The sequence below is a fragment of the Stenotrophomonas sp. YJH_SMC_65 genome, assembly GCF_059369475.1.
Genome location: NZ_JCAFSR010000001.1, coordinates 291416 through 306910, shown reverse-complemented (window position 1 = coordinate 306910; position 15495 = coordinate 291416). Strand labels below are relative to the sequence as shown.

Here is a 15495-nt window from a genome sequence, read left to right as displayed (position 1 = left end):
CTTTAGACGCCCTTTTGAATCACGCCGAAGAACACCATGACGGCGGTAACCGCGATCCACAGAATGGCCAGCGGGATGAAGACCTTCCAGCCCAGGCGCATGATCTGGTCGTAGCGGAAGCGCGGGAAGCTGGCACGGAACCAGATGTAGGCACTGGCGAAGAAGAACACCTTGACGAACAGCCACGGCGCGCCCCCCTTCCAGATCCAGTCGACCAGCGGCGAGACATCGCCGAAGTTGACCCAGCCCTGGACCGGGCTCAGCCAGCCGCCGAGGAAGAAGATCGAGATCAGGAAGCTGATCAGGATCATGTTCGCGTATTCGGCCAGGAAGAACAGGGCGAAGGCACCGCCGGAGTATTCGACCATGTGGCCGGCGACGATTTCCGATTCGCCTTCCACCACGTCGAACGGCGCGCGGTTGGTTTCAGCCACGCCCGAGACCCAGTAGATGACGAACAGCGGGAACAGCGGCAGCAGGAACCAGTCGAAGAAGCCGGAACTGCCGGCCTGCGCCATCACGATGTTGCTCAGGTTCAGGCTGCCCGAGGCGATCATCACGCCGACCAGGGCGAAGCCCATGGCGATTTCGTAGCTGATCATCTGCGCCGAGGCGCGCATCGCCCCCAGGAACGCATACTTCGAGTTGGACGCCCAACCGGCCAGGATGATGCCGTAGATGCCCAGCGAGGTCATCGCCAGCAGGTACAGCAGGCCGGCGTTGGCGTTGGACAGCACGATCTGCGAATCGAAGGGCACCACCGACCAGGCCGCGAAGGCCGGGGCCAGGGTGATCAGCGGGGCCAGCAGGTAGATCGCCTTGTTGGCGCTGCTCGGCTGAACCACTTCCTTGAACAGCAGCTTGAAGACGTCGGCGAAGGCCTGGAAGATGCCCATGCCCACGTACATCGGGCCGTGGCGGACGTGCATCCAGCCGATCAGCTTGCGTTCCCAGACCACGTAGAAGGCCACCGAGATGATCACCGGAACGGCGATCACCAGGATCTTCAGGATGATCCAGATCAGCGCGCCGATGTCACCGAGGCCCAGCAGCCACTGGTGCAGCGGGTCGACCGCGTTCAACAGCAATTCGTTCATGCAGCCACCACCGATACGCGAGCGGCACCCAGCGGCGCGGTCGCGCCGTGGCCCGATTCAATCCAGACCGAACCCGCAGCGACGCGGGCGTCGACCACCACCGGCAGGGTGGCCTTGCCGGCATCGGTGCCGACCTTGGCCATCTGCCCTTCCTGCAGCTGCAGGCGAGCGGCATCTTCAGCGTTCAGCACGATGCGCGGGGCGTTGTTGAGCGGATGCGACTGCAGCGCCGGGGCGCGACGGACCACCGCATCGGTGCGGTAGATCGCGGCGGTCGAAGCCACTTCCAGGCCTTCGCCGGCAACCACCGGCTGCGCCGAAGCGGCAACGGTGACCGATACCGGGGCCAGGCTGGCGCGCAGGCCGGCCAGGTCGGTGAAGTCGAAACCGGCCACGGCCAGCTCGCCGCCCAGGGCGCGCAGCACGCGCCAGCCTTCACGGGCCTCGCCCGGCAGCTTGCCGCCGGCACGGGCCGACTGCTCGCGACCATCAAGGTTGGTCAGGGTGGCGTCGATTTCCGGCAGCGCACCGATCGGCAGGATCACGTCGGCGACGTCGCGGGTGGAGGCACAGGCGAACTGGCTGAAAGCCACCACCTGGGCACCGGCCAGCGCCTTGCGCGCGGCAGGTGCATCGGCGAAGTCCAGGCCCGGCTCAAGGCCGTACACCACATAGGCCTGGCGCGGCTGCGCCAGCATCGCGGCGACGTCCTTGCCAGCCGGCAGCACACCGGCGCGGGTCAGGCCAACGGCGTTGGCGCCCTGCGGGATGCGGCACAGCTTGGCACCGGTGGCGGCGGCGAACTCACGCGCAGCAGCGCGGATCGCGGCAGCCTGCGGGTGGTTTTCGGCGATGCCACCGACGATCAGCACGGTGTTGTTGCCGCCCTGCACTGCCGAACGCAGCTCGGCGTTGGCCAGCGCGTCGACGAACTTGGACGGTGCGACGATCTGCTTGCCGGCGATGCTGAAGGCGAAGTCGAAGTCCACCGGGTTGACGACATGGATCTTCGCGCCCTTGGTGGTCTGCGCCTTGCGCAGGCGGGCGTGCAGCAGCGGCAGTTCGTGGCGGATGTTGCTGCCCAGAACGACGATGCGGTCAGCGCCTTCGATTTCGGCCAGCGGCAGGCCGAACACTTCGGCGGTTGCGGCGTCGGAGAAATCGCGGTTGTTGATGCGGTGGTCGACGTTGCCCGTGCCCAGGCCCTTGGCCAGGCGGGCCAGCAACGCGCCTTCCTCGTTGGAGGTGGACGGGTGCACCAGCACGCCCAGGTTGTCGCCCTGGTTCGCCTTGAGGATCTCGGCGGCCGCGGCCAGGCCTTCGGCCCAGCTCACTTCCTTCCACTCGCCATTGACCTTGCGCAGCGGCTTGACCGCACGGTCTTCGCTGTACAGGCCCTGGTGCGAGTAGCGGTCACGGTCGGACAGCCAGCACTCGTTCACGGCTTCGTTGTCGCGCGGCACGGTGCGCAGCACTTCACCGCGACGCACGTGCAGGAACAGGTTCGAACCCATCGCGTCGTGGTAGCCCAGCGATTCGCGCGCGGTCAGTTCCCACGGACGGGCGCGGAACTGGAACACCTTGTTGGTCAGCGCGCCGACCGGGCAGACGTCGACGACGTTGCCGGACAGCTCGGTGGTCAGCGGCTTGCCGTCGAAGGTGCCGATCTGCAGGTTCTCACCGCGGTACATGCCACCCAGTTCGTAGGTACCGGCAACGTCGGCGGTGAAGCGGACGCAGCGGGTGCACTGGATGCAGCGGGTCATCTCGGTAGCGACCAGCGGGCCCATGTCCTCGTCCGGCACCACGCGCTTGCGCTCGTTGAAGCGGCTGACCGAACGGCCATAGCCCAACGATACGTCCTGCAGCTCGCACTCGCCGCCCTGATCGCAGATCGGGCAGTCCAGCGGGTGGTTGATGAGCAGGAACTCCATCACCGAGCGCTGGAACTTCAGTGCCTTCTCGCTGCGGGTGGCGACCTTCATGCCGTCCATCACCGGGGTGGCGCAGGCCGGCGCCGGCTTCGGCGACTTCTCCACGTCCACCAGGCACATGCGGCAGTTGGCGGCGATCGGCAGCTTCTCGTGGTAGCAGAAGCGCGGAATCGGAATACCGGCCTTGTCGGCCGCCTGGATGATCATCGAACCCTTGGGCACGACCAGCGACTTGCCATCGATCTCGATGGTCACGTGATCCGGTGGCACGTTCGGGTTTACGGGTTGCGCGCTCATGCGGCGGCTGCCTCCACCTTCTTGCCGTCAACCATCGAATGACCGTTGACGATGTAGTACTCGAATTCGTCCCAGAACTGGCGCAGGAAGCCCTGGATGGGCCATGCAGCCGCTTCACCGAACGCACAGATGGTGTGGCCTTCGATCTGCCCCGCCACCGCCTTCAGCTGGTGCAGGTCTTCCATCGTGGCCTTGCCGGCGACGATGCGCTCCAGCACGCGGTGCATCCAGCCGGTACCTTCACGGCACGGGGTGCACTGGCCGCAGGATTCCTTGTGGAAGAACTGGCTGATGCGGCAGGCGAACTTGACGCAGCAGACGCTGTCGTCGAGCACCACGATCGCGCCCGAACCCAGGCCGGAGCCCAGTGCACGGATGGTGTCGTAGTCCATCGGCAGGTCCTCCAGCTCGGCCGCGGTCAGCACCGGCATCGACACGCCGCCCGGGATCGCGCCCTTCAGCGTGCGGCCCGGACGCAGGCCACCGGCCATTTCCAGCAGGTCGTGGAATTTGGTGCCGAGCGGCACTTCGAAGTTGCCGCCGTTCTGCACGCAGCCGGACACCGAGAAGCACTTCGGACCGCCGTTGGCGGTCAGGCTCAGGCCCTTGAACCACTCCGGACCGTTGCGGATGATCGCCGGCACCGAACCGTAGGTTTCGGTGTTGTTGATCGTCGACGGCTTGCCATACAGGCCGAAATTGGCCGGGAACGGCGGCTTGTAGCGCGGCTGGCCCTTCTTGCCTTCCAGCGATTCCATCAGCGCGGTTTCTTCGCCGCAGATGTAGGCGCCGGCGCCCAGCGCACCGTAGATGTCGATGTCCACGCCGCTGCCGAGGATGTTCTTGCCCAGCCAGCCGTTCGCATAGGCGTCGGCCAGGGCCTGCTCGAAGTGCTCGAACGGCTCGTGGTGGAACTCACCGCGCAGGTAGTTGTAACCCACGGTCGAACCGGTGGCGTAGCAGGCAATCGCCATGCCTTCCACCACCGAATGCGGGTTGTAACGCAGGATGTCGCGGTCCTTGCAGGTGCCCGGCTCGGATTCGTCCGAGTTGCAGAGGATGTACTTCTGCATGTTGCCCTTGGGCATGAAGGACCACTTCAGGCCGGTCGGGAAGCCTGCGCCACCGCGGCCGCGCAGGCCCGAGGCCTTGACCATCTCGATGACCTGCTCCGGCGGGATCTTCTCTTCGAGGATCTTGCGCAGGGCGGCGTAGCCACCGGTCTTCAGGTAGCTTTCGTACGACCACGGGGTGTCGTAATGCAGGGTGGTGTAGACCACCTGGTGCGGCAGCGGCGCGGGGCCGACCGGACCCTTGGATTCGTGGTGATGTGCCATGCCCTTACTCCAGCCCGTCCAGCAGCTCGTCGACCTTTTCCAGGGTCAGACGCTCATGGTAGTGACCGTTGATGACCATCATCGGCGCGCCGCCACAACCGGCCAGGCACTCTTCCTCGCGCTTGAGGTAGACGCGGCCATCCGGGGTCGATTCACCGTGCTTGATGCCCAGCTTCTTCTCGCAATGGCGGACGATGTCCTCGGCGCCATTGAGCCAGCAGCTGATGTTGGTGCAGATGGCCACGTTGTTGCGGCCCACCTTCTCGGTCTCGAACATCGAGTAGAAGCTGGCGACCTCGTAGGCCCACACCGGCGGCAGGTCGAGGTACTTGGCGACGGCGGCGATCAGCTCGTCGGTCAGCCAGCCCTGGTTCTGCTCCTGGGCCGCATGCAGGCCCTGCAGCACGGCAGAGCGCTTGCGGTCCGGCGGGAACTTGGACAGCCAGTGATCGATGTGAGCGCGGGTCTTGTCGCTCAGCACCACCATCGGGTCGACGTCGCGCGCCGCCTCGAAATTACCTGTCGCCTTCATCGGCCGACCTCAGCGAAATGCATAACGTGAAATTCCAGAAACTGCGGCGCCGGCTTGCGCCGGCTGCCTGCAGCGGGCGTTGGCGTGGCGGACGGCATTACCGGTCAACCTCGCCGAACACCAGGTCATAGGTACCGATCATCGCCACCACGTCGGCCAGCATGTGGCCGCGCACGATCGAATCGATCGAGGACAGGTGGGCGAAGCCCGGTGCGCGCAGGTGCACGCGGAAGGGCTTGTTGGCGCCATCGGAGACCAGGTAGCAGCCGAATTCGCCCTTGGGCGCTTCCACGGCCGCATAGGTTTCACCCGCCGGTACGCAATAGCCTTCGCTGAACAGCTTGAAGTGGTGGATCAGCGCTTCCATGTCGTCCTTCATGTCCTCGCGCTTGGGCGGAGCGACCTTGAAGTTCTTGACCATGACCGGGCCGGGGTTGGCCTTCAGCCACGCCACGCACTGCTTGATGATGCGGTTGGATTCGCGCATTTCGGCGACGCGGACCAGGTAGCGGTCGTAGCAGTCGCCTTCCTTGCCCAGCGGGATGTCGAAATCGACAGCATCGTACTTGGCGTACGGGCGCTTCTTGCGCAGGTCCCAGGCCACGCCCGAGCCACGCAGCATCACGCCGGTCATGCCCCACTGGTGCGCCAGTTCCGGAGTGACCACGCCGATGCCGACGGTACGCTGCTTCCAGATGCGGTTGTCGGTCAGCAGGGTTTCGTATTCGTCGACGCGCTTGGGGAACTCGACGGTGAAGTTCTCCAGGAAGTCCAGCAGCGAGCCTTCGCGCGAAGCATTGAGCTGCTTCAGCGCCTTGCCCTTGTGCCAGCGCGATTCCTTGTACTTCGGCATGTGGTCCGGCAGGTCGCGGTAGACACCGCCCGGGCGGTAGTACGCCGCGTGCATGCGCGCGCCGGAGACCGCTTCATAGCAGTCCATCAGCTCTTCGCGCTCACGGAAGGCATACAGCATCACGGCCATCGCACCCAGGTCGAGCGCGTTGGAGCCCAGCCACATCAGGTGGTTGAGGATGCGGGTGATCTCGTCGTACATGGTGCGGATGTACTGCGCACGCTCCGGCGCCTCGATGCCCATCAGGGTCTCGATCGCGCGCACGTAGGCGTGCTCGTTGCACATCATCGACACGTAGTCGAGGCGATCCATGTAGCCGATCGACTGGTTGAACGGCTTGGACTCGGCCAGCTTCTCGGTGCCACGGTGCAGCAGACCCACGTGCGGGTCGGCACGCATGATGGTTTCGCCGTCCATTTCCAGGATCAGGCGCAGCACACCGTGAGCGGCCGGATGCTGCGGGCCGAAGTTCATGGTGTAGTTGCGGATTTCCTGCCGGCTTTCGGCGGCGTTGCTGGCGAACGCTTCGCCGGCCTGGTGTACTTGGCTCACTTCACTGCCTCCTGCGCGCGCTCACCGGCTGCGGTCTGCAGACGGGCGTCGTCACGGATCACGCGCGGCACGCCGACACGCGGCTCCACCGAGGTGACCGGTTCGTAGATCACGCGCTTCTTTTCTTCGTCGTAGCGGACTTCGACATTGCCGATCAGCGGGAAGTCCTTGCGGAACGGATGGCCGACGAAACCGTAGTCGGTCAGGATCCGGCGCAGGTCCGGGTGGCCTTCGAAGATCACGCCGTACAGGTCGAACGCTTCGCGCTCGAACCAGTTCAGGCCCGGCCACACGCTGGTCAGCGAGGACACCACCGGCAGCGCTTCGTCAGGGGCGAAGCAGCGCAGGTGCATCATCAGGTTGTGCTGGTACGAGCGCAGCTGGGCGACCACGGCGAAACGCTGGGTCGGCATGTGCTGCGGGCGGGCACCGTCGGCACCGTTTTCCTCGGTGGGGAACTCGCCCCACGCGAAGCGGCCCTGGGCCTTGCCTTCGACGCCACGGCTGAAGCCCTGCGAGGACACGTCGGCGGTGTCCCATTCGTCGGAGCCATAACCGAGGTAGTCGACGCCGCACAGATCCACGGCCTGCTCGAAACCAAACTCGTCACGCAGCGCCAGGGCGGTGGCGTGCCACTCGGCGGCAGGCACTTCCAGCGTCACTTCGCCGCGGGGTTCGACCACGATGACCTTCGCACCAGCGAAACGTGCGGAGAGTCGGTCGATGAAGGATGCTTGCTCTGCCATGGGGGCTTGGCGCGCTCTTGTCAGGTGAAGGGGTCAGCGGGCGATGGTCTGTGTACGCCAGATCTTCTTCTGCAGCTGCAGGATCCCGTACACCAGCGCCTCGGCGGTCGGCGGGCAGCCCGGGACGTAGACGTCCACCGGCACCACGCGATCACAGCCGCGCACGACAGAATAGGAGTAGTGGTAATAGCCACCGCCGTTGGCGCAGCTACCCATCGAGATGACCCACTTCGGGTCCGGCATCTGGTCGTAGACCTTGCGCAGCGCCGGGGCCATCTTGTTGACCAGGGTACCGGCCACGATCATCACGTCGGACTGACGCGGCGACGGGCGGAACACCACGCCGTAACGGTCAAGGTCCAGGCGCGCGGCGCCGGCGTGCATCATCTCGACCGCGCAGCAGGCCAGGCCGAAGGTCATCGGCCACATCGAGCCGGTGCGCGCCCAGTTCAGCAGTGCGTCGACGCTGGTGGTGACGAAGCCCTTTTCCAGCAGCGGGTTGTCGCCTTCCGGCCGCAGGATGTCATCAACCCGGCCTTCCGGCGACGGGTTGTTCATGAGGCCATCGAGAGTCTGAATCACTCCCATTCCAGCGCTCCCTTCTTCCAGACGTAAATGAAACCGAGGAACAGCATGCCGACGAACAGGCCCATGGTGATGAGCGAACGGGCGCCCAGCTCCATGAAGACCTGGGTCCACGGCACGATGAAGATGATTTCCAGGTCGAAGACGATGAACTGGATCGCGATCAGGTAGTAGCGCACGTCGAACTTCATGCGCGCGTCTTCGAAGGCCTCGAAGCCGCACTCGTACGGCGACAGCTTTTCCAGATCGGGGCGGCGGGGACCGAGGAATCGACCAACCAGCATCAGCGTAATGCCGATACCGGTGGCAACGATCAGAAACAGCAGAGAAGGCAAATATTCGGCCAGCACAGCGATTCTCTCTTGCCTCTGCCGCCGCGCCTGCAGGCGCTTTGGCATGGGGGAGTGGACGGGAACCTGCCTGGCGCCTTGCGCGCCAGACGAACCCGCTTTACTTACAAATGGTGCCCAAGAGGGGACTCGAACCCCTACGACTTGCGTCGCTACCACCTCAAGGTAGTGCGTCTACCAATTCCGCCACCTGGGCAAACGATCACATCAGACTATCTTCCCGATGCGCCGCGTATTGTAACCGGCTTCAGTGTTTCTGGGAGCCTTCCGAAGGCTTTTCTTCACCAGAAACCGAAGATTCCGCCTGAGCCGGCACATTCGCCGCCGGAACCGGGGCGGCCGGGACCGGATCGGCCTTCGGAACGGCCGGCAGTTCGCCCGCCGGAGCCGCCGGCGCGCTGGCCGCCGGGGCGGACATCAGGCCCAGGTCCTGGTCGGCCGCCGGACGGGTGCCGTGACCGGCATACCAGGCCATGAAGAGACTGATGCCGAAGAACACGACGGCCAGCCACTTGGTCGACTTGGACAGGAAGTTCGAGGCGCCACGCGCACCGAACACCGTACCCGAGGCGCCGGCGCCAAAGCCCGAACCCGCCGCCGCACCCGAGCCACGCTGCATCAGGATCAGCGCGATCATGGCCACAGCGACCAGCACGTAGACGACATTGAGGATCAACATCAGCATTGGAAACCGCCCTCGGACAATACTTCTAGGATTAGTTCGCGGCCGCCGCCCGTGCGATGGCCAGGAAGTCCGCGGCCACCAGGGAGGCGCCGCCGACCAGCCCACCATCGACATCCGGCTGCGCGAACAGTTCCCCGGCATTGTCGGGCTTCACGCTACCGCCGTAAACAATGGGCAGTGAATCAGCAATTCTAGCATCGAAGCGCGCAACTTCGCCACGGATGAACGCGTGCACCTGCTGTGCCTGCTCCTTTGTAGCAGTACGGCCGGTACCGATGGCCCAGACCGGCTCGTAGGCGACCACGGCCTTGGCAAAGCCGGCCGCGCCGACCAGTTCCAGCACCGGCGCCAGCTGGCTGGCGATGACCGCTTCGGTCTGCCCGGCCTCGCGCTGCTCCAGGGTCTCGCCCACGCACAGCACCGGCACCAGGCCGGCATGCTGGGCGGCGGCGAACTTGCGCGCGACCAGCTCGCTGCTTTCATGGTGATACTGGCGGCGCTCGGAATGGCCGACCAGGCCATAGCGGGCCCCGACCTCGACCAGCATGGCCGCGCAGACCTCGCCGGTATAGGCGCCCTTCTCGTTGCTGCTCACGTCCTGCGCGCCGAAGGCCAGGCTGGTCTCGCCGAAGTCCTCGACCAGCTCGCCCAGGTACGGCAGCGGCGGCAGGATCACCACATCCACCCCCTCCAGCGGCAGCCCGGCAGCCACCTGCCCCAGCAGTTCATTGGCGAATTGACGGCTGCCATGCAGCTTCCAGTTTCCGGCGACGATCTTGCGGCGCATGAGCGGGTGGCTCCTGTGTGAAGTCAGCCGGTCATGATACCCGTTGCGGCAAAATCCGTTTCATTGTAAGCGGTTACATGGATTTTCAGCCAACGGCGCAGCCCCTCGTGGCGGGAGTTTGTTTGGGTTGGTCGCGGAAAGCCCGGTTGGATTGGTGGGCTTGGCCGGGCGGGTGGGGATGGCGGGGGACGCCGTAAACCCGTCCGTGGGGGCTTGGCCGCGGCATCCATGCCGCGGACACCCCCGTCATCCCCACCCGCCCGGCCTCCGACACATTCCGGCGGTTCCGCCCGCCACGGAAAGAAAAAAGAAGAGCAAGAGCAAAAGCGGCATACCACGTGCCCTGCCCCACTTCGATCTAACAGATCTCATCCACGCATGGCGTGGATCTACCGTGTCGAGCAAGGTCGACACCCACCAACCGTCACCGGGAAACTGTCGAAGGCGGGGAGGTGTCGGATGGCGGGGTGTCCGCGGCATGGATGCCGCGGCCAAGCCCCCAGGGATGGGTTTACGGCGTCCCCGCCATCCGACACCTCCCCGCCTCCCCACGGAACACCCCAGAGCCGCTTTGGCTTTGGACTTGCCGGCCAGCGGCCGGCACTACCGCGGGTGCAGGGTGCAACCCTGCAAAGAAAAAGGCCGCCTTTCGGCGGCCTCACTTTTCTTTACTTCAGCTTGATCTCGCGCAGGCGTTCCTCGAGGAAGCCGTGGGCGGTGATCGCCTCCGGATACCGGCTCGGGTTCTCCGGAGTGATGCACGAGGGCAGCACGTCGATCAGGAAGTCCGGGTTCGGGTGCAGGAAGAACGGCACCGAGTAGCGCGGCTGGCGCGCCAGGTCACCCGGGGGGTTGACCACGCGGTGGATGGTCGACGGATACACGTGGTTGGTCAGGCGCTGCAGCATGTCGCCGATGTTGACCACGATCGTGTCCGCATCTGACGTAAATGGCACCCACTCGCCGTCATGCGACTGCACTTCCAGGCCTGCGGCACTGGCGCCGACCAGCAGGGTGATGAAGTTGATGTCGCCATGGGCACCGGCACGCACGTTCGGGATGTCGTCAGTGGTGATCGGCGGGTAGTGGATCGGGCGCAGGATCGAGTTGCCGAAGTTGGTCTTGTCGGCGAAGAAGTCTTCCGGCAGGCCAATGTGCAGGGCCAACGCGGACAACACGCGCGACCCCAGGTTGTCCAGCGCCTGATACAGGCCGTAACCGCGCTCACGGAAACCTTCGACCTCGGCCGGCCACAGGTTCGGCGCCATCACGTCCCGGTACTTGGAATCGTCGGCGATCTCGCGGCCGATGTGCCAGAACTCCTTCAGGTCGAAATGCTTGGAGCCCTTGGCGGTTTCCACGCCGAACGGGGTGTAGCCGCGGGCGCCGCCGCTGCCGGCCACGTGGTACTTGCGCTTGACCTCTTCCGGCAGGGCGAAGAAAGCCTTGAAGGCATCGTAGGCCGCGTCGATGTCGGCCTGCGGGATGCCGTGGTTACGGATGCCCGCGAATCCCCATTGGCGGTAGGCCGCGCCCAGCTCGGCCACGAAGGCCTCGCGGTCGCTGTCGAAACGGGTGATGTCGAGGGTGGGGATCTGGCTCACAGCGGTTCCTGGCTTGTCGTTGGGTCTGAGGGGGCCAACGCATTCATGGCCCGCCTGAACATTGTGACAGATCGCCCGGGGGACGCCACTCGATACACGGAAACAAACCGATACAATGCGCGACCCGCGCGCGGAGCAACGCTTCCGTCACGTTGGCCCCGCCCCTCTCCTTCACCCCCTGAACCTGTCCCACCATGCCCGCAGCTGCCCCTGCCGCCCCTGCCATTGAAGGTTCCGCCCGGCGCTGGCGGCGGCTGGCCTGGTGGTCGCTGTTCATCGCCGGCAATGCGGTACTGGCCGCGGCGATTGCGCTGGGCAATGTACCGCTGCGTGACAATCCGGGCGGCGGCGCCGGCCTGGCCTATCTGGCGGTCGCCCTGCCCGGCCACCTGCTCGCGTTCGGTGTGCTGGCCGGCCTGCTGCCGCTGCTGCTGGGCCTGTGGCCACGCAGCGCGCGTACGCTGAGCATCAGCGCGGCCGTGCTGCAGGGCCTGTGGCTGTGCCTGCTGCTGGTCGACGCCAAGGTCTTCACCCTGTACCGCTTCCACCTCAATGCCATGGTCGTGAACATGGTGTTCGGCGGCGCCCTGCAGGACCAGGTTGCCCTGTCCTGGAAGACCTGGCTGCAGGTCGGCCTGCTGGTTGCCGCGGTCTTCACCGCCGAGGGCCTGCTGGCCTGGGCGTGCTGGAAACTGCTGCCGGCCGCGCCGCGCCGTCGACGGGTGCTGCAGGCCTGGGCGGTGGTCGCGCTGCTGATGGCCGGCGGCCAGGTCGCCACGGCCTACTACGACGCCCGCGGCGACCGTGATGTGATCGCGCAGTGGAACTACCTGCCGTGGGCGCAGCCGATCACGGCCAAGAGCTTCATGCGGCGCCTGGGCGTGGTCAGCCAACAGCACGCCGGCCTGCCCGACCCGCGCCATGCGCAGCTGCTGTACCCGCTGCATCCGCTGCGCTGCCAGAGCCCACATCGTCCCAACGTACTGATGGTGGTACTGGAGTCGCTGCGCCACGATGTGCTGACACCGCAGCTGATGCCCAACACGTCGACGCTGGCGCAGGATGCGCGCGTCTTCGACCACCATTTCAGCACCGGCAATGCCACCCGCTACGGCCTGTTCGGACTGTTCTACGGCCTGCCCGGCGGCTATTGGCCGAGCATGCTTGACGAGCAGCGTGGCTCGCAGCTGTTCCAGGTGCTGGGCCAGCAGGGCTACGACCTGCACCTGTACGGCAGTGCGCCGTTGTACAGCCCGGAGTTCGATCGCACGGTGTTCGCCGATGTCCGCGACCAGCTGCACCAGGGGCCGGCAGCGCTGAAGTCAGACGGCCGCGACCGCGCGATCATCAGTGCGCTGCAGCAGGACATCCGCGCCAGCCAGGCCGCGCAGCGCCCGTGGTTCGGCTTCGTGTTCCTCGACTCCACCCATGCGCCCTACCACATGCCCGAGGGCTATCCGGCGGTGGCCACACCGATGGCCGCCGATATCGATTTCCTCAAATTCGGCCCGGAGCATGACCCGACGCCGGAACTCAACCGCTACCGCACCGCCGTGCACTATGCCGACAGCCTGATCGGCTCGCTGCTGGACGACCTGCGCGCACAGGGCCTGGCCGAGGACACCATCGTGCTGGTCACCGGCGACCATGCCGAAGAGTTCAACGACCTCAAGCTGAACTACTGGGGCCACAACGGCAACTTCTCCGACTATCAGCTGCAGGTCCCGTTCGTGCTGCATTGGCCGGGCAAGGCCGCTGGCCACGACGCACGCACCAGCTCGCACGAAGACTGGGTGCCGACACTGATGCGCCACGCACTGGGTTGCGAGAACGCACTGGCCGATTACAGCACCGGCCAGGACCTGCTGGCCGAGCCGCAGGGCACGCGTGCGCTGGTGGTCGAAAGCTGGTCGCAGCGCGCGGTGCGCCATGGCGATGCCATCTATGTGTTCGACAAGTTCGGCAACGCCACCGCCCTGGACCTGCGCTACCGGCCGCTGCCACAGCAGGCGCCCGATGCGGCCGCCGTACGCACTGCATGGGAAGCGCTGACCCGCTTCCGCAACCGCTGACCCTCAAGGATCGATCCTGCATGAACCGTCCGCTGCGCATCCTGCACACTGAAGCCGCCAAGGGAATGGGCGGGCAGGAGATCTACATCTTCCGCCACATGCAGGTGATGCGCGCGCGTGGCCACGAGGTGGCGCTGCTGTGCCAGCCCGAAGCGCGACTGGCCCAGCTGGCACGCGATGATGGTTTCACCGTGCATACCCTGCGCATGGGTGGCCTGCTGCGCCTGCTGCGCGGCATCTGGTCGGTCTCGCGCCTGGTGCGCCGCGAACGCTATGACGTGGTCAACACCACCAGCCGCCGTGACGCACTGATCGCCGCCGCCGGTGCACGCCTGGGCGGCACGCCGCTGGTGGTGCGCTCGCGCCACCTGATGAGCCCGGTCAACTCGCTGCTGACCTATACCGGCCTGCCGCACCGGGTGCTGACCGTCAGCAGCTTCGTGAAGCAGTTGCTGGCCGCGCGCGGCATTCCGGCCGAACACATCGGTATCGTGCCGCCCATCGCGGTCCCGCCGCGCTGGAGCGAAATTCGCAAGGACGACCCCTGGCAATGCCTGCAGGAGGTACGCGCGGACGTGCGCGCCGAACTCGGCTTCGGCGAACAGGACATCGTGGTCGGTTGCGTGGCGGTGCTGCGCGAACCCAAGGGTCATGCCGACCTGCTGCAGGCGATGGTGCCGCTGTGCAAGACGCACCCGAACCTGCACCTGGTGGTGGTCGGCGATGGCCAGCCGGTCATGGACCGGCTGCAGGCGCTGCGCGACGAGCACGGGCTGCAGCAGCAGGTCCATCTGCTCGGCTATCGTGATGGCGCATGCCGGCTGATGGCTGGCTTCGACATCTTCGCGCTGGCATCGCACAAGGAAGCGGCCGGTACCGTCTTCCTGGAGGCCGCCTATGTCGGGGTGCCGATCGTGGCCACGCGGGTGGGTGGCGTGCCGGAGATGGTGGTGGATGGCAGCAATGCGATCCTCACCCGGCTGGGCGACAATGCAGCCCTGACAGGCGCCCTGCGCCTGCTGGTGGACGATCCGGAACGGCGGCGGCAGATGGGCCGCGCCGGGTGGGACTGGATGCGCAGCGCGCACCGGTTCACTCCCGACGGCCACGGTGAGACCACCGAACACTATTACCACCAGTGGCTGAAGGAGCTGGGACATGGCTGATGCCCGAACCGTACCGGTGCTGATGCACCACCACGTCAGTCCGTCGCCGGGTATGATCACCGTGTCACCGGAGAATTTCGAGAGCCAGATCGCATGGTTGGCCGGCAACGGCTGGACCTCGCTGACACTGGACCAGTACGCCGGTTTCCTGGCCGGCAAGCCGGTGCCGCGCAAGTCGATCGTGATCACCTTTGACGATGGCTACCTGGACAACTGGGTGTATGCGCACCCGATCCTGCAGAAGTACGGCATGCACGCGGTGGTGTTCGTGGTCACCGGCTGGATGGGCGAAGGCCCGGAGCGGCCCCACGCCGGGCTTGCCGGGGCAACGTTGCCTGCCACGCCGGACCATCGCGGCTGCGAAGCGGCGATCTACGAGCAGAACCGCAGCGACGACGTGATGATGCGCTGGAGCGAAGCGCGCGCGGCCATCGCCGCCGGCACCTTCGAAGTGCATTGCCACACCCATACCCACACCCGCTGGCTGCGCCGCGACGACCTGGACCGCGCACAGCGCCGTGCCGGCCTGAGCCACGACCTGGCAGTCTCGCGCGACGTCCTGCAGGACAAGCTTGGCGAGGTGTCCGATACGCTGTGCTGGCCCTACGGCGATTTCGACCAGGACCACATCGAGGTGGCGCGCGAGCACGGCTTCCGCTACCTGCATACCACCCACCCGTTCGGACGCAATGTGGTGGGCGGCGACCCGGAGCGCATCTATCGTTTCGCGATCCGCAACCGCCCGGCCAGCTGGCTGCGAAAACGCATCGCACAGAGCTACAACCCGCTGATGGCACCGCTGTTCAATGGCTTCAAGGCACGCCAGAAGAAGATGGTGCCGGGGCCGTAGGCAACCCACCGCCCTGCCCCTTCAACGAAAACGCCCCGGAATGCCGGG

General features: G+C 65.9%; 14 protein-coding genes and 1 tRNA gene. 3 read left to right on the top strand and 12 right to left on the bottom strand.

Annotation, left to right across the window (positions count from 1 at the left end; all coding sequences use genetic code 11):
* Nucleotides 1-2: 2 nt before the first annotated feature.
* From nuoH to AC5P7A_RS01265, 12 genes are all read right to left on the bottom strand, one after another.
* Nucleotides 3-1097 (bottom strand): NADH-quinone oxidoreductase subunit NuoH, encoded by a 1095-nt coding sequence (gene nuoH, locus AC5P7A_RS01320; RefSeq protein ID WP_014037948.1) that lies wholly within the window; start codon nt 1095-1097, stop codon nt 3-5.
* On the bottom strand, nt 1094-3328 hold the full coding sequence (gene nuoG, locus AC5P7A_RS01315; protein WP_111206883.1) for an NADH-quinone oxidoreductase subunit NuoG: 2235 nt from the start codon (nt 3326-3328) through the stop codon (nt 1094-1096). The genes nuoH and nuoG overlap by 4 nt, the downstream gene beginning before the upstream one ends.
* The gene (gene nuoF / locus AC5P7A_RS01310) at nt 3325-4665 is read right to left on the bottom strand and encodes an NADH-quinone oxidoreductase subunit NuoF (protein ID WP_014647866.1); all 1341 of its coding nucleotides are present in this window, start codon (nt 4663-4665) and stop codon (nt 3325-3327) included. The genes nuoG and nuoF overlap by 4 nt, the downstream gene beginning before the upstream one ends.
* Nucleotides 4666-4669: 4 nt before the next feature.
* Nucleotides 4670-5197 carry an NADH-quinone oxidoreductase subunit NuoE gene (gene nuoE / locus AC5P7A_RS01305; RefSeq protein WP_014647867.1) on the bottom strand — a complete coding sequence of 176 codons (528 nt, stop codon included), beginning with the start codon at nt 5195-5197 and terminating at the stop codon, nt 4670-4672.
* A gap of 97 nt (nt 5198-5294) precedes the next feature.
* Nucleotides 5295-6602 (bottom strand): NADH-quinone oxidoreductase subunit D, encoded by a 1308-nt coding sequence (locus AC5P7A_RS01300; protein WP_445978799.1) that lies wholly within the window; start codon nt 6600-6602, stop codon nt 5295-5297.
* Nucleotides 6599-7348 (bottom strand): NADH-quinone oxidoreductase subunit C, encoded by a 750-nt coding sequence (locus AC5P7A_RS01295; protein WP_014647869.1) that lies wholly within the window; start codon nt 7346-7348, stop codon nt 6599-6601. Before AC5P7A_RS01295 ends, AC5P7A_RS01300 begins: the two co-directional genes overlap by 4 nt.
* Nucleotides 7349-7381: 33 nt before the next feature.
* Nucleotides 7382-7936 (bottom strand): NuoB/complex I 20 kDa subunit family protein, encoded by a 555-nt coding sequence (locus AC5P7A_RS01290; protein ID WP_005417936.1) that lies wholly within the window; start codon nt 7934-7936, stop codon nt 7382-7384.
* Nucleotides 7927-8283 (bottom strand): NADH-quinone oxidoreductase subunit A, encoded by a 357-nt coding sequence (locus AC5P7A_RS01285; RefSeq protein ID WP_008265012.1) that lies wholly within the window; start codon nt 8281-8283, stop codon nt 7927-7929. The genes AC5P7A_RS01290 and AC5P7A_RS01285 overlap by 10 nt, the downstream gene beginning before the upstream one ends.
* Nucleotides 8284-8394: 111 nt before the next feature.
* Nucleotides 8395-8479: transfer RNA gene (locus AC5P7A_RS01280), tRNA-Leu, on the bottom strand.
* A gap of 51 nt (nt 8480-8530) precedes the next feature.
* The gene (secG, locus tag AC5P7A_RS01275; RefSeq protein ID WP_014647871.1) at nt 8531-8968 is read right to left on the bottom strand and encodes a preprotein translocase subunit SecG; all 438 of its coding nucleotides are present in this window, start codon (nt 8966-8968) and stop codon (nt 8531-8533) included.
* Nucleotides 8969-8999: 31 nt separating this feature from the next.
* The gene (tpiA, locus tag AC5P7A_RS01270) at nt 9000-9755 is read right to left on the bottom strand and encodes a triose-phosphate isomerase (protein ID WP_014647872.1); all 756 of its coding nucleotides are present in this window, start codon (nt 9753-9755) and stop codon (nt 9000-9002) included.
* A gap of 668 nt (nt 9756-10423) precedes the next feature.
* Nucleotides 10424-11359, bottom strand: coding sequence for an isopenicillin N synthase family dioxygenase (locus AC5P7A_RS01265; RefSeq protein WP_032956201.1), 936 nt, complete (start codon nt 11357-11359; stop codon nt 10424-10426).
* 194 nt (nt 11360-11553) lie between these two features.
* Here AC5P7A_RS01265 and AC5P7A_RS01260 point away from each other — a divergent pair, with 194 nt between their 5' ends.
* From AC5P7A_RS01260 to AC5P7A_RS01250, 3 genes are read left to right on the top strand one after another with little or no spacing between them, the layout of a single operon-like run.
* Nucleotides 11554-13431, top strand: a complete 1878-nt coding sequence (locus AC5P7A_RS01260) for a DUF3413 domain-containing protein (RefSeq protein WP_495219824.1) — start codon at nt 11554-11556, stop codon at nt 13429-13431.
* Nucleotides 13432-13451: 20 nt separating this feature from the next.
* On the top strand, nt 13452-14597 hold the full coding sequence (locus tag AC5P7A_RS01255; protein ID WP_014647875.1) for a glycosyltransferase family 4 protein: 1146 nt from the start codon (nt 13452-13454) through the stop codon (nt 14595-14597).
* Nucleotides 14590-15447, top strand: coding sequence for a polysaccharide deacetylase family protein (locus AC5P7A_RS01250; protein WP_495219823.1), 858 nt, complete (start codon nt 14590-14592; stop codon nt 15445-15447). The genes AC5P7A_RS01255 and AC5P7A_RS01250 overlap by 8 nt, the downstream gene beginning before the upstream one ends.
* Nucleotides 15448-15495 lie beyond the last annotated feature (48 nt).